General features: G+C 72.0%; 15 protein-coding genes. 5 read left to right on the top strand and 10 right to left on the bottom strand.

Annotated elements, in window-relative coordinates; translation table 11 throughout:
* Positions 1-157: 157 nt before the first annotated feature.
* The 8 genes from PS467_RS13870 to PS467_RS13835 form a co-directional block, all read right to left on the bottom strand.
* Positions 158-1366, bottom strand: a complete 1209-nt coding sequence (locus PS467_RS13870; protein ID WP_311035542.1) for an aldose epimerase family protein — start codon at positions 1364-1366, stop codon at positions 158-160.
* A gap of 23 nt (positions 1367-1389) precedes the next feature.
* Positions 1390-2622, bottom strand: a complete 1233-nt coding sequence (gene mmsB, locus PS467_RS13865; RefSeq protein WP_311035541.1) for a multiple monosaccharide ABC transporter permease — start codon at positions 2620-2622, stop codon at positions 1390-1392.
* Positions 2619-4184: a multiple monosaccharide ABC transporter ATP-binding protein gene (mmsA, locus tag PS467_RS13860; RefSeq protein WP_311035540.1), complete on the bottom strand. Its 1566-nt coding sequence runs from the start codon at positions 4182-4184 to the stop codon at positions 2619-2621. Before mmsA ends, mmsB begins: the two co-directional genes overlap by 4 nt.
* A gap of 14 nt (positions 4185-4198) precedes the next feature.
* Positions 4199-5308 carry a multiple monosaccharide ABC transporter substrate-binding protein gene (chvE, locus tag PS467_RS13855; RefSeq protein WP_311035539.1) on the bottom strand — a complete coding sequence of 370 codons (1110 nt, stop codon included), beginning with the start codon at positions 5306-5308 and terminating at the stop codon, positions 4199-4201.
* A gap of 41 nt (positions 5309-5349) precedes the next feature.
* Positions 5350-6339 (bottom strand): hypothetical protein, encoded by a 990-nt coding sequence (locus PS467_RS13850; protein ID WP_311035538.1) that lies wholly within the window; start codon positions 6337-6339, stop codon positions 5350-5352.
* A gap of 246 nt (positions 6340-6585) precedes the next feature.
* Positions 6586-7614 (bottom strand): zinc-dependent alcohol dehydrogenase, encoded by a 1029-nt coding sequence (locus PS467_RS13845; RefSeq protein WP_311035537.1) that lies wholly within the window; start codon positions 7612-7614, stop codon positions 6586-6588.
* A complete protein-coding gene (locus tag PS467_RS13840; RefSeq protein ID WP_311035536.1) occupies positions 7611-8771 on the bottom strand; it encodes a mandelate racemase/muconate lactonizing enzyme family protein in 1161 nt (386 codons plus the stop codon). Before PS467_RS13840 ends, PS467_RS13845 begins: the two co-directional genes overlap by 4 nt.
* Positions 8772-9038: 267 nt before the next feature.
* Positions 9039-10013: a transcriptional regulator gene (locus PS467_RS13835; RefSeq protein WP_311035535.1), complete on the bottom strand. Its 975-nt coding sequence runs from the start codon at positions 10011-10013 to the stop codon at positions 9039-9041.
* Between the two features lie 211 nt (positions 10014-10224).
* Here PS467_RS13835 and PS467_RS13830 point away from each other — a divergent pair, with 211 nt between their 5' ends.
* Both PS467_RS13830 and PS467_RS13825 read left to right on the top strand, forming a co-directional pair.
* Positions 10225-11412 (top strand): MFS transporter, encoded by a 1188-nt coding sequence (locus PS467_RS13830; RefSeq protein WP_311035534.1) that lies wholly within the window; start codon positions 10225-10227, stop codon positions 11410-11412.
* Positions 11413-11635: 223 nt separating this feature from the next.
* Positions 11636-12130: a DUF6299 family protein gene (locus PS467_RS13825; protein ID WP_311035533.1), complete on the top strand. Its 495-nt coding sequence runs from the start codon at positions 11636-11638 to the stop codon at positions 12128-12130.
* Positions 12131-12161: 31 nt separating this feature from the next.
* On the opposite strand, the gene PS467_RS13820 is transcribed toward PS467_RS13825, so the two are convergent.
* A complete protein-coding gene (locus PS467_RS13820; protein ID WP_311035532.1) occupies positions 12162-12764 on the bottom strand; it encodes a TetR/AcrR family transcriptional regulator in 603 nt (200 codons plus the stop codon).
* Between the two features lie 179 nt (positions 12765-12943).
* Between PS467_RS13820 and PS467_RS13815 the strand changes: the two genes are divergently transcribed.
* Entirely contained in the window at positions 12944-15529 is a 2586-nt protein-coding gene (locus PS467_RS13815; RefSeq protein ID WP_311035531.1) for a glycoside hydrolase family 3 protein, read from the top strand.
* 799 nt (positions 15530-16328) lie between these two features.
* On the opposite strand, the gene PS467_RS13810 is transcribed toward PS467_RS13815, so the two are convergent.
* Positions 16329-17312 carry an SGNH/GDSL hydrolase family protein gene (locus tag PS467_RS13810; protein WP_311035530.1) on the bottom strand — a complete coding sequence of 328 codons (984 nt, stop codon included), beginning with the start codon at positions 17310-17312 and terminating at the stop codon, positions 16329-16331.
* 365 nt (positions 17313-17677) lie between these two features.
* Here PS467_RS13810 and PS467_RS13805 point away from each other — a divergent pair, with 365 nt between their 5' ends.
* Positions 17678-18172, top strand: coding sequence for a DUF3145 domain-containing protein (locus PS467_RS13805; protein ID WP_268971794.1), 495 nt, complete (start codon positions 17678-17680; stop codon positions 18170-18172).
* A 60-nt stretch (positions 18173-18232) separates the two neighbouring features.
* A complete protein-coding gene (locus PS467_RS13800) occupies positions 18233-19126 on the top strand; it encodes an NAD(P)-dependent oxidoreductase (protein WP_311035529.1) in 894 nt (297 codons plus the stop codon).
* The last annotated feature ends 468 nt before the right edge of the window (positions 19127-19594 follow it).

The raw sequence follows: 19594 nt of genomic DNA, 5'->3' as shown, positions 1-19594 counted from the left end.
GGGGCCGCCCCGCGGGCGTACGAGGGCCCGCCCCCGGGGTACGAGCGCCCGCCCCCCACGGGGTACGGCCCCGCCGGCCTACGACAGGGCCCGCCCCGCGCTCCGGGAGGGAGCGCGGGGCGGGCGGGGACAGCGGTGCCGCGCGCGGCGGAGCCGCTCAGCGCGTCGAGAACGAGTGCACCGTCGTCGACCGGTACGTCTGCCCCGGCCGCAGCACCGTCGACGGGAACGACGGCTGGTTCGGCGAGTCGGGGAAGTGCTGGGTCTCCAGGGCGAAGGCGTCGCCCTGCCGGTAGACCCGCCCCGACGTGCCCGCGAACGTGCCGGTCAGGAAGTTGCCGGTGTAGAACTGCACGCCCGGCTCGGTCGTGGCGATCCTCATCACCCGGCCGGACTCCGGCTCGGTCACCGTCAGGAAGTGCTCGGGACGGCTGGTGATGCCCTTGTCCAGCACGAAGTTGTGGTCGATCCCCTGTCCGTAGAGCACCTGCTGATGCGCCTGACGGATGTCCCGCCCGATCTCCTTGGCGCGGCGGAAGTCGAACGGGGTGCCGGCCACCTTGGCGAGTTCGCCGGTGGGGATGAGGGTCTTGTCGACCGGGGTGTAGCGGGCGGCGGCGATCTCCAGCCGGTGGCCGTAGACGGAGCCGCTGCCCTCCCCGGCCAGGTTGTAGTACGTGTGGTTGGTGAGGTTCACGACCGTGGCCTTGTCGGTCGTGGCCTCGTAGTCGATGCGGAAGTCGCCGGCCGCCGTGAGCGTGTAGTCCACGCGCACGGTGAGCGTGCCGGGGTAGCCCATCTCACCGTCGGGGCTGACCCGGCGCAGGGTGAGCCCCACCTCCGCGCCCTTGCGGAACGGCTCCACGGACCAGACGTGCTTGTCGAAGCCCTTGTCGCCGCCGTGCAGGCTGTTCGGCCCGTCGTTGACCGGCAGCTGGTACGTCTCGCCGTCCAGGGTGAAGGTGCCGCGGGCGATGCGGTTGCCGTAGCGGCCGATGAGGGCGCCGAAGTACGGGCTGTTCGCCACGTAGGAGTCCAGGTCGGCGAAGCCGAGCGAGACATTGGCGCGGTGGCCGTGGCGGTCGGGGATCTCCAGGGCCTGGACGACACCGCCGTAGCTGAGCACGCGCAGCCGGGTGCGGCCGTTCTCGATCGTCCAGCGGTCGACCTCCGTGCCGTCCGCGAGCGTGCCGAAGTGTTCCTTCACCGCGCCTCCCGTGCCCGCGGAGTCTCCTCCGCCCGTGGCGCTCTCCTCGCTCACCGCTCCTCCTCTGCCCTTGGCGTGGGCGGTGCCGGTCTGGGCGGCCGAGGCCGCCAGTCCGGCCGCCGCCGCAGCCGTGATCACCGTGCGTCTGCTCGTGGTCATGTGCGGCTCCATAAGGCTAGGGGTCAGGACCCGACCTTGCGCTTGTTCCAGACGTCGAAACCGACCGCCGCCAGCAGTACGAGTCCCTTGATCACCTGCTGGTAGTCGGTGCCGATGCCGACCAGCGACATGCCGTTGTTGAGCACGCCGAGCACCAGACCACCGATGATGGCGCCCAGTACGGTGCCCACACCGCCGCTGGCCGAGGCGCCGCCGATGAACGCGGCGGCGATGGCCTCCAGCTCGAAGTTGAGGCCCGCGCTGGGGGTGGCGGAGCCCAGCCGGGCGGCGAAGACCAGACCGGCGAGCGCGGCCAGCACACCCATGTTGACGAAGACCATGAACGTGATGCGCTTGTCCCGGACACCCGACAGCTTGGCCGCCGGCTGGTTGCCGCCGAGGGCGTACACATGCCGCCCGACCACGGTGTTGCGCATCACGAAGCTGAACAGCACGAAGAGCACGGCCAGGACCAGCAGCCCGTACGGCGCGCCGTGCCAGCTGGACAGCGTCATGGTGAACGCCATCACGGCGACCACGATCGCGGCGCACTTGACGAAGAACAGCCCGAGCGGCACCACGTCCAGCTCATAGGCCGCCCGCTGCTGCCGGGAGCGCCACTCCTGCCAGACGGCGGCCGCGCACACGACGAGGCCGATCACCATCGTGGGGTTGTGGTACTGGGTGTACGGGCCCATCTCCGGGATGAAGCCGGTGCTCATCTTCTCGAAGCCGTCGGGGAACGGCGACAGGGACTGCCCGTCCAGCAGGATCTGGGTGCCGCCGCGGAAGGCCAGCATGCCGGCCAGGGTGACGATGAAGGACGGGATGCCGATGTAGGAGATCCAGAACCCCTGCCAGGCCCCGGCCACCGCGCCGAGCAGCAGACACAGGACGACCGCGAGGCCCCACGGCATATCGTGTTTGATCATCATCACGCCGGCCGCCGCGCCGATGAAGGCGACCAGCGAGCCGACCGACAGGTCGATATGCCCCGCGATGATCACGATCATCATGCCGATCGCGAGGATGAGGATGTAGCCGTTCTGCTGCACCAGGTTGGTGACGTTCAGCGGCCGCAGCAGGATGTTGTCCGACCAGATCTGGAAGATGACGATGATCAGGGCGAGCGCGACCAGCATCCCGTACTGCCGCATATTGGACCGCATGCTCTCCAGCAGCAGCGTCCCGACGCTGGGGGAGCCCTCGGCCGGCGGTGGGGCCGGGCTCTCGGTCTTCTCGGTGGCCGTGCTCATCCTTCGTCTCCTCTGTCCCTCGTCATATGGCGCATCAGAACTTCCTGGGTCGCCTCGCCCCGGGGGACCTCCCCGGTCAGCCGCCCGGCCGCCATCGTGTAGATCCGGTCGCACATCCCCAGCAGCTCGCCCAGCTCGGAGGAGATGAAGATGACGGCCTTGCCCTGCGCCGCCAGCTCGTTGATGACCGTGTAGATCTCGTACTTGGCCCCGACGTCGATGCCACGGGTGGGCTCGTCGAGGATGAGCACCTCGGGACCGGCGAAGATCCACTTGCTGAGGACGACCTTCTGCTGGTTGCCGCCGCTGAGCCGGCCGACCCGCTCGAAGACCGTGGGGGCCTTGATGTTCATGGTGGTGCGGAACCGCTCGGCGACCCGCGACTCCTCGTGCTCGTTGACCACGCCGCGGCGCGCCACCTTGGGCAGCGAGGAGAGCGAGACATTGCGGCTGATGGTGTCGTCGAGATTGAGGCCGAACGTCTTGCGGTCCTCGGTGACGTACGCGATGCCGTGGTCGATGGCCTCCGGGACGGTGCGGGTGCGGACCTCCTGGCCGTCCCGGAACACCCGGCCGCCCGCGTACCGCCCGTACGCCCGGCCGAAGACGCTCATGGCCAGCTCGGTGCGGCCCGCGCCCATCAGCCCGGCGATGCCGACGATCTCACCGCGCCGCACGTTCAGCGACACCCCGTCCACGACCTTGCGCTGCTGGTCGATGGGGTGGTGGACGGTCCAGTCCTCGATGGCCAGCGCCACGTCGGAGGCGTCCGCCCCCTCGTACGGGGTGCGGTCGGGGAAGCGGTGGTCGAGGTCGCGGCCGACCATGCCGCGGATGATGCGGTCCTCGGAGACCTCGGGGTCGGACTCGGGGGTCTCCCGGACGGTCAGGGTTTCGATGGTCTGGCCGTCGCGCAGGATGGTGACGGAGTCGGCGACCCGGCGGATCTCATTGAGCTTGTGGGAGATGATGATGCAGGAGATGCCCTGCGCCTTGAACTCCAGCAGCAGATCGAGGAGTTTGCCGCTGTCCTCGTCGTTGAGCGCCGCGGTCGGCTCGTCCAGGATGAGCAGCTTCACCTCCTTGGAGAGCGCCTTGGCGATTTCCACCAGCTGCTGTTTGCCCACGCCGATGTCGGTGACCCTGGTCTGCGGCGAATCCGTCAGACCGACCCGCCGCAGCAGCGCGGTGGCGTGCTTCAGGGTTTCGTTCCAGCTGATGAGGCCGCGCCGGGAGTGCTCATTGCCGAGGAAGATGTTCTCGGCGATGGACAGGTAGGGGATCAGCGCCAGTTCCTGGTGGATGATGACGATGCCGCGCTGCTCGCTGGCCCGGATGTCCTTGAAGGCGCACGACTGGCCCTCGAAGAGGATCTCGCCCTCGTAGCTGCCGTGCGGATGGACCCCGCTGACCACCTTCATCAGGGTGGACTTCCCCGCGCCGTTCTCCCCGCACAGGGCGTGGATCTCGCCCTTGCGGACCCGGAGGTTGACATCGGAGAGCGCCTTGACACCGGGGAAGGTCTTGGTGATCGAGCGCAGTTCGAGAATGGTGTCGCTCATAGCCCGGACCCGCCCTACTTCAGCTGTGACGCGGTGTAGTAACCCTGGTCCACCAGCACCTGGGTATTGGACTTGTCGACGCTGACCGGGTTGAGCAGGTAGGTCGGCACGACCTTCTCACCGTTGTCGTACGACTTGGTGTCGTTGACCGGGGGCTTGCCGCCCGTCAGCTTCGCCTTGGCCATGTCCACGGTGGCCTTCGCCAGCTTGCGGGTGTCCTTGTAGATGGTCTGCGTCTGCTGGCCGCGGATGATGGACTTCACCGAGGCCAGCTCGGCGTCCTGTCCGGTCACCACCGGGTACGGCTTGTCCTTCGTGCCGTAGCCGACGCCCTTGAGCGCGGAGAGGATACCGATGGACATGCCGTCGTAGGGCGAGAGCACCGCGTCGACATCACGGCTGCTGTACGCCTTGTTGAGCAGGTCCTCCATGCGGTCCTGGGCGGCGCTTCCGCTCCACTTCTCGGTGTAGAGCTGGTTGAGGCTGGTCTGCTTGGAGCGCACCACCAGCTCGCCCTTGTCCATGTACGGCTTGAGGACGCTCATCGCGCCGTCGAAGAAGTACTTGGTGTTGTTGTCGTCCGAGGACCCGGCGAACAGCTCGATGGAGAACGGACCCTTGCGGCCCTTGGACAGCCCCAGCTTGTCGGCGATGTACTGGCCCTGGAGCCGGCCGACCTTCTCGTTGTCGAAGGTCGCGTAGTAGTCGACGTTCTTGGTGCCCAGGAGCAGCCGGTCGTAGGAGATCACCGGGATGTTGGCCTCATGGGCCTGCTTCAGGACGTCGGAGAGCGCGCCGCCGTTGATCGGCGCGATCACCAGCAGCCGGTGCCCCTTGGTGATCATGTTTTCGATCTGGGACACCTGAGTACGGACGTCGTCCTCGCCGTACTGGAGGTCCGTCTTGTAGCCCGCCGCCTGGAACTGCTTGGCCATGTTCCGGCCGTCGGCGATCCACCGCTCGGAGGACTTGGTCGGCATCGCGATGCCGATCGTGCCTCCCTTCTCCTTGCTCCTGTACCGGCTGCCGCCGACCGCCTCCTGGCCACAGGCCGTGGCGGTCAGCGAGAGCGCGAGGAGACCGGCGCCTATCGCCGCGACTCGTGCTCCTCTTACCGTGCGCATGGTGTTGGGGTCCTTCCCTGGGGCGTCGTTGCTTCGGGACGTCAGGAATCGATGTGGTCCGCGTCGGCGGCGAACCGCCGCAGCGGACCCGGCAGCCGGGAACCGAGCGGGGACATCCCGCCGTCCGCGCCCAGCCGGCTGAGCAGGTCGAGTACGAGCCGCCCACGGCGCACCCGCTCACGGGCGCTGTTCAGCGCCACGTCCCGCAGCTGCGCGCCGTACGGGTAGATCCCCGGGGATTTGCTGAGCCCGAACTTCAGGTAGATGGGGGCGCCGCGCCGGATCAGCTCCGCCGCGTCGTAGAGCCGGACATAGCCACCGAGGTCGTCCGGGGCCTCGACGTAGAAGTCCATCGGGGCGCGGGAGACCCGGCGGATCTCGGTGAGGTGCTCCAGCGTCAGATCCGACGGGATGTTGATGGAGTCGGCACCGAGCCGCTCGTACACCGCGAACGAGGCCGGGTTGACCGGGCCGATCAGCGCGGACAGCTTGAAGGTGGTGTCCGCGGGCAGCTCACCGCGCTCCCGCAGCCGGCTCAGCAGCCACAGCACCCCCTCGTCGGCGACCAGCAGGCACTTCACGCCCAGCGAGGCCGCGCGCAGCGCGTCCTCCACACATCCGGCCACCGCGTCATGGCCCCGGGCACGCAGGCCCCCGCCGCCGGAGTCGGAGCGGGTGGCGGCGCCGATGTCCCAGGTGCCGCGGGGGCCGGTGAACAGGCACAGCTCGGCGTTCCGCTCGGCGCAGGACTCCACCATCTCGGTGATCTCGGCATCGGTGAGCATCCACACGCCGCTGCCCTGGCTGATCCGGTGGATCGGCACATCGAGCCGCCCGGCCTCCTTGAACACGGTGGCCAGCGCCTCCGGACCCTCGACGGACGGGATCTCGGTGCGCCAGGTGCCGCCGTCGGGGAAGGTGTGCGCGGAGGCGTCGGCGGGGTCGGGGGCGGGCGCGGCGTGGCCGAGCGACGCGAGGGCCGCGTCGGCGGGGCGGCGGGGGCCGGAAGTGGCGGATGAGGCGGCGGTCACGGTGCTCCCTGTGGAGTGATGGCCGGTGGTACGGCGTCCGGCTGATGCTGCCCAGGACATCGTTGTCCGGGAGGGGCTGGGGGGATGACTAGAAATGGTCGCGGGAGGCTGGTGGATTGACTGGGAACGGGACGGAACGCTTGCCAAAGGCGCCAGGAGGCTTGCCGGGTTCGCGGCTTGCCGAGGCGCCAAGGGGCCTGCCAGGCGCTAGGGGCCTGCCAGGTGCCGGGTGCCGGGTGCCAGGCGCTAAGGGGCCTGCGGCCGCAGCAGCACCTTGCCGACGGCCGGATCACCGCCGCCGACGAGTTCGATCGCGGTGGCGAAGTCGGTGAGCGGCAGCTCATGGGTGATCAGCGGCCGCAGCGTCAGCAGCCCGGCGTCGAACACCTGGACGGCGTGCGACCAGGCGGCGGGCGGGGCGCCGAAGACGGTCTGCACCTCGATCTGGCGGACCACCAGATCGGTGGGGTCCAGCCCGTCCGCGCCCGCCGCCGGGATGCCGGTGAGCACCAGCCGGCCGCCGCGGCGCAGCAGCGAGGCGGAGGTGCGGGCGGCGGAGGCCGATCCGGCGGTCTCGATGACCACGTCGTAGCCCCCGAGCTGGTCGGACAGCCGGTCCCGGGTACGGAAGGCGGTGGCGCCGAAGTCCAGGGACAGCTGCTCCCGGTCCGGGCGGGTGCCCACCACCAGCAGGTCGGCGGGGGAGACGGCGGCGAGGAACTGCACGGCGATCATGCCGAGCGTCCCGGTGCCGACCACCGCGACCCGCTCACCGGGCCGGGCGTGGGCCTTGAGCGCGGCGGCGGCGATGCACGCGGCCGGCTCCAGCAGCGCGGCGGCGCCGAGGTCGGCGTCGTCCCCCAGCGGGTGCAGCAGCCGGGCCGGCAGGGTCAGGGTGTCGGCCATCGCCCCGGGCTGGGTGAACCCCGTCTCCTCGTACCCCGCCGTGCACAGCGTGGTGTCCCCGGCGTGGCAGCGGTCGCACACCTGGCAGTTGCGGAACCCCTCGCCGACGACCTTACGGCCGACGAGCGCCTCCGGCACGCCCGCGCCCACCGCCTCGACCGTCCCGGACCACTCGTGGCCGGGGGTGACGGGATAGCGGACATAGCCCTCGGGCCGGTTCCCCTGGTACAGCTCGCGGTCACTGCCGCAGATCCCCGAGGCGTACACCCGCACCCGGGCGTCCCCGGGGCCGGGCGGGGCCGGTTCGGTCCCGGTCTCCGTCTCGACGAGGCGGAACGCGCCGGGGGCGTCCAGGACGAGCGCGGTCACTTCCGCCCGCCCTTCGGGTTCCTCTTCTCCCAGCCCTCGGCCCACAGGTCGAAACGGGCCTGCTGCTGGGGGAATTCGGCCGCCGCGTCGGTGTCCAGCTCCACGCCGAGACCGGGCTCGTGGGAGAGCTGGAAGTAGCCGTCCACGACCTGCGGAGCACCCTTGACCACCTTCTTGATCTCCGCGTCGGCGAAGTCGTTGAAGTGCTCCAGGATCTTGAAGTTCGGGGTGCAGCCGGCGAGTTGCAGCGAGGCGGCGGTCAGCACGGAGCCGCCCACGTTGTGCGGGGCGACCAGGACGTAGTGCGTCTCGGCCGTGGCGGCCAGCTTGCGCGTCTCGCCGATGCCGCCGATGTGGCCGAGGTCGGGCTGGATGATGTCGGCGGCCTGCGACTCGAACAGCTCGCGGAACTCGATCCGGTCGTGGATGCGCTCACCCGTCGCGATCGGCAGCGGCGTCTTCTCCGCGACCTTCGCGAGCGCCTTGAGGTTCTCCGGCGGCACCGGCTCCTCCAACCACGACGGCTGGAACCGCTCCAGCTCCGCCGCGAGGCGCACGGCGGTCGCCGGGCTGAACCGGCCGTGCATCTCCACCAGCAGCTCGGTCTCCGGCCCGATCGCGTCCCGCACGGCCTCCACGAGGGAGAGCGAATGCAGGGTCTCGGCGTGGTCCAGCTCGAAGTGGCCGGTGCCGAACGGGTCCAGCTTCAGCGCCCGGTAGCCGCGCTCGACCACCGTGGAGGCCGCCTTGTGGAACGCCTCGGGGGTGCGCTCGACGGTGTACCAGCCGTTGGCGTACGCCTTGACCTTGTCCGTCACCTTCCCGCCCAGCAGCTGCCAGACGGGCACCCCGAGCGCCTTGCCCTTGATGTCCCAGCAGGCCATCTCCACACAGGCGATCCCGGACATCACGATCTCGCCCGCCCGGCCGTAGTCGCCGTACTTCATCCGCCGGACCAGGTCCTCCACCGCGAACGGGTCCGACCCGGCGATGTGGTTGGCCTCGGCCTCGCGCAGATATCCCAGCAGCGCATCGGTGTGCCCGAGCATGCGGGTCTCGCCGACGCCGGTGATCCCCTCATCCGTGTGGACCTGCACATAGGTGAGGTTGCGCCAGGGGGTGCCGACGACATGCGTACTGATTCCGGTGATGCGCACAGCAATCGACCTTCCGCGATGTTCGATATTTCGTCACACGTTCGAAATCTTGGCGTGACGGTAGTAAGCGCGCGTCAGGGGTGTCAATGGTCATGCGTCGAATGACATTCGAACGTGACAACCCATCATGACCGATCAAGAACCATCATGACCGATCAAGGCGCCATGCGACATGCCTGCGCGGGGTACGTCTCTGCTTTCTGTGCGCGTACTTTCTGATCGCGTTGCGTTCTGATCGCGTTACTTTCTGAGCGCCTTCGCATCCGGTCAGTCGTTCCCCTGGGCCCGCACCAGCACCTCACCCGCCGCCGTCCGGTCGTACAGCACCGACCGTCCCGCCCGCCGTCGCCGCACCAGGCGGGCCTCGCGCAGGACCCGCAGATGGCGGCCGACCGAGCCCAGGGTCTGACCGGTGAGGGCCACCAGGTGGGTGGTGCTCTTCGGGGTGTCGAGGAGGACCAGGACGCTCGCGCGGGCCGGGCCGAGGAGACGGGCGAGGGAATCGGGGGCCGGGGGCGGATCGGATACGGCGAGGACGCCGGCGCAGGGGTACACCACGGCGTAGCGGTGCGGCGCGGCCCAGGAGACCCACCCGGCGGCGGGGGTGACGGGGACGAAGAGCAACTGGGCGCCGTGGACCGCGCGGGGCGGATGGTCATGGGCGTTGATCTGGAGCCGGCTCCCGCCCAGCCACCGCATCCCCGGCCGCAGCTCGTCCAGCACGGCCGCCCAGCCGCCCTGGCTCACCTGGCCGGTGCGCGCCACCACGTCGGCCTCGACGATCCGGCGGCGGCGCGGCCAGGACGGCAGCACCGTCTCCGTCCACACCCACGCCAGCAGATCCGCGAGCCGCTCCGGCAGGTCGTCGCGGCGCAGCACGGCGGGGAGCGGGGAGCGGCCCAGGGAGACCGTGAGGTCCGCGCGCGCGGTGGCGGGGGCCGTCGCGCGGATGCGGGCCAGTTCCTGCTCGAAGGACGGCTCGCCCTCGCCCGGCGGCGTCTGGGTGAGGAAGTCCGCGAGCCAGGTCCGGCCCAGTGCGGCCCGGACGAGCAGCGCGGTGACCGGGTCGTCGGTCAGCCGCGCCCGGTAGGCCGGCAGATGGGCGTCGAGCCAGGCCCGTTCGCCGGGGTGCGCGGCCCGCGCACGCTCCAGGGTGACCAGGGCCGCGGTGGTCTCGGCGAGGGGGGAGAGGACGAACCGGCCGCCCGCGAGCGTATCCGCGTCGACGAGCCACAGCCCCATGCCGCCACCTCCCGGCCACCGCCCCGTGGTCTCTCGCGTCGGCGTGTGGTCTCGCGTCCGCGCGTACGTCCGCGTCGGCACCTAAGCCCGCGTCCGCGCGAGAGTGGGGCGTCCGCGCGCAAGTCCCGCGTCCGCGCGCCAGCCGCCTCGCGGTTTCGCGTCCGCGCGAAACATTAACGCCATCGCGTGGTCACTCCCGAGCCTGACGGCCATGCGTACCTATCGAGAAGTGTTCCGGGTCCCGGAGTTCACCCCGCTGTTCCTGACCTCCGCCATGCAGGTGGCCGCCTCGACGGCGAGCGGACTCGCCCTCGGCACCCTGGTCTACGCGGCGACCGGCTCACCGCTGCTCTCCGCGCTCAGCATGTTCGGCCCCTCGCTGGCCCAAGTGGCGGGCGCGCTGGCGCTGCTGTCGGCGGCCGACCGGCTGCCGCCGCGCGCCGCACTGTCCGGACTGGCGGCGCTCTTCGCCCTGGGGACCGCCGCGTTGGCCCTCCCCGGCCTGCCGGTGGCGGCGATCCTGGCCATCGTGCTCGGGCTGGGCGCGGCGGCCTCCCTCGGCGGCGCCGTCCGCCTTGGGCTGCTCACCGAGATCCTGCCCAAGGACGGCTATCCGCTGGGCCGTTCCGTGATCAACATGTCCAGCGGCACGATGCAGATCGGCGGATACGCGGTCGGCGGCCTCCTGGTGACCGCTCTCTCGGCGCGCGGCACCCTGATCACCGCCGCCGCCCTGTACCTGCTCGCGGCCGCCACCGCCCGGCTGGGCCTGAGCGGGCGTCCGGCGCGGGCCCAGGGGCGGCCCTCGGTCGCCGAGACCTGGCGCGTCAACGCGCGGCTGTGGTCCTCCGCGCCCCGCCGCCAGGTCTATTACGCGCTCTGGGTGCCCAACGGGCTGATCGTCGGCTGTGAATCCCTCTTCGTGCCCTACGCACCCGAGCACGCCGGACTGCTCTTCGCCGTCGGCTCCCTCGGCATGCTGATGGGGGACGTCCTCACCGGACGGCTGCTGCCGCCGCACCGCCGCGAGCGGCTCGCGGCGCCCCTGCGGCTGCTGCTGGCCGCGCCGTACCTGGTCTTCGCCCTGCACCCGCCGCTGCCCCTCGCGCTGGCCGCCGTCGTCCTCGCCTCCATCGGCTTCTCGGCCACGCTGCCGCTCCAGCAGCGGCTGATGGCCCTGACCCCGGACGAGATGAGCGGCCAGGCCCTGGGGCTGCACTCCTCGGGCATGCTCACCATGCAGGGCGTGTCCGCCGCCCTCGCGGGCGCGCTGGCGCAGCCCACCTCGCCGGCCGTGGCGATGGCCGTGATGGCGGCGGTGTCCGTGGCCGTCACCCTGGCCCTGGCCCCCGGACTGCGGGGCGATCCGGAGCGCGACTGCCTCGCCGAGGCGCGCTGAAACCGTGCCGAGGCGCGGTGAGACCGGTACCGGGCGTGCTGAGACCGGTGCCGGGCCGCGGTGAGGCCGTAAGGGCGCCGCCAGGTCAACCGGGCGCCCGGCGATCACCCGCTCGGGGGTGCTGGACACGCCGCCCAAGGGGTGAGGTTCCCCCGGACGAGTCCGGGCGCCCGGTAGCTGTACGGGGAAAATCCGTTCCCCGTCCATGGAGGTACGTACGTCCATGCGCAACCGCCGTCGCGCCCTCGGCGCCCTCATCGTTCTCCTCATGGCGGCGCCGGCCGCCCATGCCGCGCCCAGCCCCGGGTGGTCGGGTCCGGCCCCCCGGGGGGAGCGCTCCGTCCACCTGCGGCCATCCGCGCTCTGGACCGACGATCTGACCGTCGACCGCACCGGGGACGTCACCCCGGACGGCTCCGTCACGCTGTACGGAAGCTACCGGTGTGCCGGGAACGGCTCGGAAGGGCTGAGGGCGAGCGTTCTCGTCACCCTCGTCCAGGGCCGGGAGCGTCATGGCCTCGGGGGGTACGAGGCGGTCTGTGACGGGTGGCGGCACCGCTGGGTGATCGACGGGACGGGGGTGGGGCGGTATGTGCGGGGGCCGGCGGACGTCGAGGGCGTGCTGCTGAAGTACGGCTTCAACGACCTCCTCGGACCGGTGCCGAGGAACGTGGCCGGGATCGATCAGAAGGTCAGGCTGGTCGCGGACGACGACTGAGCCGACGTCACGAGCGGGCCGGTACGCGCCGTCATGAGGTCTCCTCGTCTCCCTGCTCCAGCAGGGAGACGAAGGCCCGGAAGAGGGCGGGCATGTCCACCGCGTCCCGGTCGTGCAGCCACTGGAACTGCAATCCGTCCATCACCGCCACCACCAGCGGCGCGGCGGCCTCGGGAGTGAGCCCGCCGGGGAGCCGGTCGCCGAACTCGCCGCGCAGGGTGGCCGCCATGTCGGCGCGCACCTTCGCATAGCGCTGGGTGAAGAAGCCGCGTGCGGGGTGGTCGCCGGTGACGCTCTCGCCGAGGAGCGCGGAGAAGGTCTGGACGACTCCGGGGCGCATCGCGTTGTACTCCACCAGCGTGGCGAGCAGGTCCAGCGGCCACGCGTCCCCGCCGTCCCGCCGGGCGGAGCCGGTGTCCCACTGGTCGCGCTCCTCGAGCACGGCGATGAGCAGGGACTCCTTGGTGGGGAAGTAGTGGAGCAGCCCCTGCTGGGTGAGCCCCACCCGCTCGGCGACCGCCCCGAGGGTCGCGCCCCGGTAGCCGCGCTCGGCGATCACTTCGAGCGCGGACCGGACGATCTCCGCCCGTCGCTCCTCACCACGTCTGGTAGCGCGCTCCGTCACCCTGTCCATGCTCGTACCGTAGAGCATGTTTGATAACGGATCGATAACGGTACCTACCTGGTGACAGGTTCTCGGGTCCACGATGGCCCGGACGCGGTGAACGCTGTTGATGCAGTGACGAAGTGACGCGGTCACGAAGTAACGCAGTGACAAAGAGCCGGACAGGACCCGCAGCGGGAGGGCGAGCGATGGCGCACGCGATCGGCGACGACGGCAGGGCAGGGGCCGACGGTACGGCAGGGGGCGGCGGCACGGCGGAGGCCGCCGGTACGGCGGAGGCCGTGGAGAAGGCCCTCGGCCTCCTCGATCTGGACACCAAGGCGCGGCTGTTGTCCGGGCAGGACATGTGGAGCCTGCCCGCCGTTCCCGCGATCGGGCTGCGCTCCCTGGTGATGTCCGACGGCCCGATCGGCGTCCGGGGCGTCCACTGGACCGCCGACGACCCCTCCGTCGCCCTGCCCAGCCCCACCGCCCTCGCCGCGACCTGGGACCCGGAGCTCGCCCGGCGGGCGGGCCGGCTGCTCGCTCAGGAGGCGCGCCGCAAGGGCGTCCATGTGCTGCTGGCGCCGACGGTCAATCTGCACCGCTCCCCGCTGGGCGGGCGGCACTTCGAGGCGTACAGCGAGGATCCGTATCTCACCGGCGCGATCGGCACCGGCTATGTGACGGGGGTGCAGGAAGGCGGAGTGGGCACCACCGTCAAGCACTTCGTGGCCAACGACGCCGAGACCGAGCGCTTCACGGTCGACAACGAGATCGGTGCGCGGGCCCTGCGCGAGCTGTATCTGGCGCCCTTCGAAGCCATCGTCAAGAACGCCCGCCCCTGGGGCGTCATGGCCGCCTACAACGGGGTCAACGGCGCCACCATGACCGAGCACCACGAGCTCCAGCAGGGGGTGCTGCGCGGTGAGTGGGGGTTCGACGGCTTCATCGTCTCCGACTGGATGGCCGCCCGGGACACCGTGCGCGGCCTGAAGGGCGGCCTCGACGTCGCGATGCCCGGTCCGCGGACCGTCTACGGCGAGGCGCTGGCCGCCGCGGTGCGCGCGGGCCGGGTGACCGAGGCGGAGCTGGACGCGGCGGTGCGGCGGCTGCTCACCCTGGCCGCCCGGGTCGGCGTCCTGGACGGAGCGGCCCCGGCCGTCGCGCCCGCCGACCGGCCCGCCCCGATCGACGGGGACGCGCTGGCCCGCGAGATCGCCCGGCGGTCCTTCGTGCTGCTGCGGAACGAGGGCGCGGGCGGCCGGGACGCGGTGCTGCCCCTCGGTGTCCACGGTCCCGGCGGGGTGCGGTCGCTGGCCCTGATCGGCGCGGCGGCGCGGGACGCGCGGGTGCTGGGCGGCGGCTCGGCGGTGGTCTTCCCCGACCATGTGGTCTCACCGCTCGACGGGCTGCGGGCCGCCCTGCCGCCGGAGGTCCGGCTCAGCTACGCCGTGGGCGCCGACCCCACCGACGAACTCGCCCCCGCCGCCCACGGATTCGAGCTGCGCGCCGTGGTCCGGGCCGCCGACGGGCGGGTGCTCGGCGAGTCGCGGCTGCCCAGCGGGCAGGTGCAGTGGATCGGCGACTTCCCCGACGGGGTGAGCTACGAGGAGCTGCACACGGTCGAGACCGTCGGCACCTTCACCCCGCGCGAGAGCGGCGCGCACTCCTTCGGCACCAGGGGGCTGGGCGGCCTCCGGCTGGTCGTGGACGGGCAGGTGCTCTTCGAAGGGGAGCAGCTCCCGGCGGCCGTCGACGACCCCTTCGAGGCGTTCCTGGGCTCACCGGTGCCGCGGGGCCAGGTGGAGCTCACGGCGGGCGAGCCTGTGGAGGTCAGCCTCACCTGCGTGGTGGCGCGGCATGAGGAGGCCTTTCTCGACGCCGTCTGCTTCAGCCTGATGCACCGGGCCCCGGAGCGGGACGCCGAGGAGCTCATCCGGGAGGCCGTCGCCGCGGCCTCGGCGGCCGAGGTGGCCGTGGTGGTGGTCGCCACCACCGAGCGGGTCGAGAGCGAGGGGTTCGACCGGAAGCATCTGCGGCTGCCGGGCCGCCAGGACGAGCTCGTGCGGCGCGTCGCCGCCACCGGCACCCCCACCGTGGTGGTGGTCAACGCCGGCTCCCCGGTGGAGATGGACTGGCGGGAGGAGGCCGCCGCGGTGCTGCTGAGCTGGTTCCCGGGCCAGGAGGCGGGGGCCGCGCTCGCCGATGTCCTGCTGGGCGCGGAGGAGCCCGGCGGGCGGCTGCCCACGACCTGGCCCGAGCGGCTCGCGGACGCCCCGGTGTCCACCGTGACCCCGAGCGAGGGCCGGCTGGTCTACGACGAGGGCGTGTTCATCGGCTACCGGGCCTGGGAGCGGCGACAGGGACCCGCTCCGGCGTACTGGTTCGGCCACGGCCTCGGATACACCGACTGGGCCTACGAGGCGGTGGACTTCACCCCCGCGCCGACCGCCGGCGGGCACGGCACCGAAGAGGGCGACGGAGTGCTGGGCACCGTGACCGTGCGGGTCCGCAACACCGGGGAGCGGGCCGGGCGCGAGGTGGTGCAGATCTACCTCACGGTGCCCGAGGACGACGGCGAGGAGCGGCCCGTGCGATGCCTCGCGGCCTTCGCCCCGGTCACCGCGGGCCCGGGGGAGACGGCGGAGGCGGCCATCCCCCTGCCCCGCCGGGCGGCGGAGATCTGGGACGAGACGAAGGGCGCCTGGCGGCTGGTCCCCGGCAGCTATACGGCGGAGGCGGGCCGCAGCGTAGCCGACCGCCGAGTGTCGGTACCGGTGCGCGTGCCCTGAGAAGACGACCGACGACCGCGCACCTGGGTTGTGGCTCCGGCCACGTGGTGGCCTGGGTCACGGCGCGGCTCGCGTCAGGTGGCGGGGCGGGTCAGACGGTGGCCTGGGTCGTGACGCGGCTCCCGTCACGTGATGGCCCCGGTCACGTGGCGGCCCGGGTCACGGCGCGGCTCGGGTCACGGCGCGCCTCCGGACACGTGGTGGCCCCGGTCATGTGGCGGCCTGGGTCACGGCACGGTTCGGGTCAGGTGGCGGGGCGGGTCGGGTGGTGACCCGCCTCGGGGCACGGGCGCGGCTCGGGGCACGTGGTGGCCTGGGTCGTGACGCGGCTCGGGCCAGGTGGCGGCCTGGATCACGGCACGGCTCGGGCCACGTGGTGGCCCCGGTCATGTGGCGGCCTGGGTCACGGCACGGCGCGGCTCGGGCCATGTGATGGCCCCGATCATGTGGTGGCCTGGGTCACGGTGCGGCTCGGGCCACGGCGCGGCTCCGGGCACGTGGTGGCCCCGGTCATGTGGCGGCCTGGGTCACGGCACGGCGCGGCTCGGGTCACGTGATGGCCCCGGTCACGTGATGGCCCGGGTCACGTGCGGCTCGGGCTCCGGCGCGGCTTCGGGCACATGGCGGCTCCGGGCACATGGCGGCTCCGGTCACGTGGCGCCCCTGGCCACGTCGCTGCCTGGGGTATGACGCGGTCCGGTCATGTGGCGGCCGCGGCTCGGCCCTGGCCACGGCGCGGACTCGGCCACGCGGCGGACCCCAATACGTGGCGGCCCCCATCACGTGGCGGCGGGCCCCATCACGGCGTGGTTTCCGTGATGCGGCGGTAGGCCATGTCGGCGAGTTGCTGCTGGCCCCGCTTGCTGGGGTGGAACCAGTCCCATTTGCTCAGCTCGGCCGACGTGAAGCGGTACTCGTGCACCGCCGGGTCGTACCGGCACAGCACATCCCGCCCGCAGACGTCCTTCAGCACCTTGTTGTACGCCGTCACCTGGTCCGCCACCCGCTGCCGCCGCTCGTTGGAGGCCGCGTCCACGGCGTCGGAGTCCTTCAGCATGGACGGGCAGATGCCCAGCTTCCAGATCTGCTTGCCGAAGATGTTCTTCCGCCCCTCCGACCACAGCCGCATCAGATTGGGCACGCTGGCCACATACACCTGGGTCTTGGGCAGATCACGGCGCAGCCGGGTGAGGGCCGAGGTGAAGGTGGTGCGGAACTGCTCGGTGGAGGTCATGTCGTCGACCGAGTCCCGGCAGGCGTCATTGGCGCCGATCATCACGGTGATCAGCTTCGGCTTGTGGGCCGCGGCCGCCTCGATCTGGCCGGGGAGGTCGGCCACCACCGCGCCGGTCTTGGCGAAGTTCCAGGCGTTCGTCCCCGCGCGGGCGGTGGCGGTGGGCAGCAGCCGCTGGGCGAGGCTCCGCACATCGGTGCCGGTGGACCAGGACACCTCGGGGCAGTCGGAGAGGACGGAGCAGGCGTCGAAGCCGCGGGTGATGGAGTCGCCCAGGGAGGCGATCGAGCTCGGCCGGGTGTTCCAGACGACCGTCTTGGCGCCGGGGGTCTTCTGGGCGCGGGCCGGACCGTGCCGGGACGGGTCGTCCGAACTGCCGAAGCAGCCCGCCGAGCTCAGCACGGCGGCGGTGGTGAACAGCACCACACCAGTGCGCCCCGCGGTGCGTGGGGCGGTGCGCGAGGCGGTACGCGGGGTCGGGCGCACGACCGTACGCGTGGTCGAGGAAGCGGCCGCCGATCGCTTCCGGCGTGTCCCGCTGACCCGCATGGCTGTTCCCCCTCCGGCTGTTGGGTGATGTCTGTCCGGACCGACGGTACGTCACTCCTCCGGCCGACCCGCACGGTACGTTTTCCTCGTGGTTCCTGTGTTTCCGCGTTTCCCGTGCCAGTTTCTCGTGCCAGGTTGAGCGACGTCCCGGCGGCATGGCGCGCCGCGCGGTAACAGCACCTTACGCCACGTCACATCCTGTCCAGTTTCTAGAGAATTCTGCACGATAAATTTCACTGAAGGTAACGTCGAGACTGGTGTGGGCGTGATCGCTAGGGCAGAATGTGATCCGATGTCCCGGGCGGGACCGGTACGGGCGCGAGGCCGCTGGGGAAGGCACACCTCGAACCGCACAGGAGGTCCCGGTGACGACACGTGGAGTTCTGTATGTGCACTCCGCTCCGCGCGCGCTGTGCCCGCACGTCGAATGGGCCATCGCGGGCGTCCTCGGCGTGCGCGTCACCCTCGACTGGATCAAACAGCCCGCCGCCAATGGCACCTGGCGTGCCGAGTTCTCCTGGCAGGGCGAGGTGGGTACGGCCTCCAAACTGGCGTCCGCGCTCCGCGGCTGGCATCTGCTGCGCTTCGAGGTGACCGCCGAGCCCTGCGCCACCGCCGAGGGCGAGCGCTACAGCTCCACTCCCGAGCTGGGCATCTTTCACGCCGTCACCGGCATGCACGGCGACATCCTGATCCCCGAGGACCGGCTGCGCGCCGCCCTCGTCCGCTCCGCCCGCGGCGAGAGCGAGCTGGAGGAGGAGATCGCCAAGCTGCTGGGCAAGCCCTGGGACGACGAGTTGGAGCCGTTCCGCTACGCGGGTGAGGGCGCGCCCGTCCGCTGGCTGCACCAGGTCGTCTGAGCGTCTGACGCGCCGCCGCCCCTTTGGCTTCGAGCACGCTTCACGTCCTAGCGTGACGGTATGACCGAACAACTCCCGGCAACGTCCGTCGCGGTCCTCGGCACCGGCATCATGGGCTCGGGCATGGCCCGCAACCTCGCCCGCTCCGGGCTCGACGTCCGCGCGTGGAACCGCACCCGCTCCAAGGCCGAGCCGCTCGGCCAGGACGGTGTGCGCGTCACCGACACCCCGGCCGAGGCGGTGGACGGCGCCGACGCCGTCCTGACGATCCTCCACGACGGCGCCGCGGTCCTGGAGACGATGCGGCAGGCCGCCTCCGCGCTGCGCCCCGGAACCGCGTGGGTCCAGGCCACCACGGCGGGGCTGGACGCGCTGGAATCGCTCGCCGCGTTCGCCCGTGAGAAGGATCTCGTCCTCGTCGACTCGCCCGTCCTCGGCACCAAGCAGCCCGCGGAGAGCGGACAGCTCGTGGTGCTGGCCGCCGGGCCCAACGCCGTCCGCCCGGTCGTCTGGCCGGTCTTCGACGCCATCGGCAGCCGTACGGTGTGGGTCGGCGAGAGCGCCGAGGAGGCCGCCGCCACCCGGCTCAAGCTCGTGCTCAACAGCTGGGTGCTGGGCGTCACCAACGCCACCGCCGAGGCGGCCGCCCTCGCCAAGGGGCTGGGCGTGGACTGGCAGGGCTTCCTGGGCGCGGTGGAGGGCGGACCGCTGGACAACGGCTATATGCGGACCAAGTCGGCCCAACTGCTCCGGGGCGACCTCGAGCCCAGCTTCGCGACCAGGACCGCCGAGAAGGACGCCCGGCTGATCGTGGCGGCCGGGGAACGGGCCGGAGTGCGTCTGGACGTGGCGGCCGCGGGCGCCGAGCGGTTCCGCCGCGCCATCGAGGCGGGCCACGGCGACGAGGACATGGTGGCCTCGTACTTCGCCAGCTTCGACGACACGAAGGGCTGACGCCCCAAGGACCGGCGCCCCAAGGACCGGCGCCCCAAGGACCGGCGCCCCAATGGCCGGCGCCCCAGGGCTGACGCCCCGAGGGCTGACGCCCCCAGGGGCTGGCGCCCCCAGGGGCTGGCGCCCCCAGGGGCTGGCGCCCCCAGGGGCTGGCGCCCCCAGGGGCTGGCGCCCCCAGGGGCTGGCGCCCCCAGGGGCTGGCGCCCCCAGGGGCTGGCGCCCCCAGGGGCTGGCGCCCCCAGGGGCTGGCGCCCCCAGGGGCTGGCGCCCCCAGGGGCTGGCGCCCCCAGGGGCTGGCGCCCCCAGGGGCTGGCGCCCCCAGGGGCTGGCGCCCCCAGGGGCTGGCGCCCCCAGGGGCTGGCGCCCCCAGGGGCTGGCGCCCCCAGGGGCTGGCGCCCCCAGGGGCTGGCGCCCCCAGGGGCTGGCGCCCCCAGGGGCTGGCGCCCCCAGGGGCTGGCGCCCAAGGGC

The organism is Streptomyces luomodiensis (genome assembly GCF_031679605.1).
In the GTDB taxonomy this organism is placed as follows: Bacteria; Actinomycetota; Actinomycetes; order Streptomycetales; family Streptomycetaceae; genus Streptomyces; species Streptomyces luomodiensis.
The sequence above is the reverse complement of the archived record's forward strand: the minus strand, read 5'-3'. Positions and strand labels throughout refer to the sequence as shown.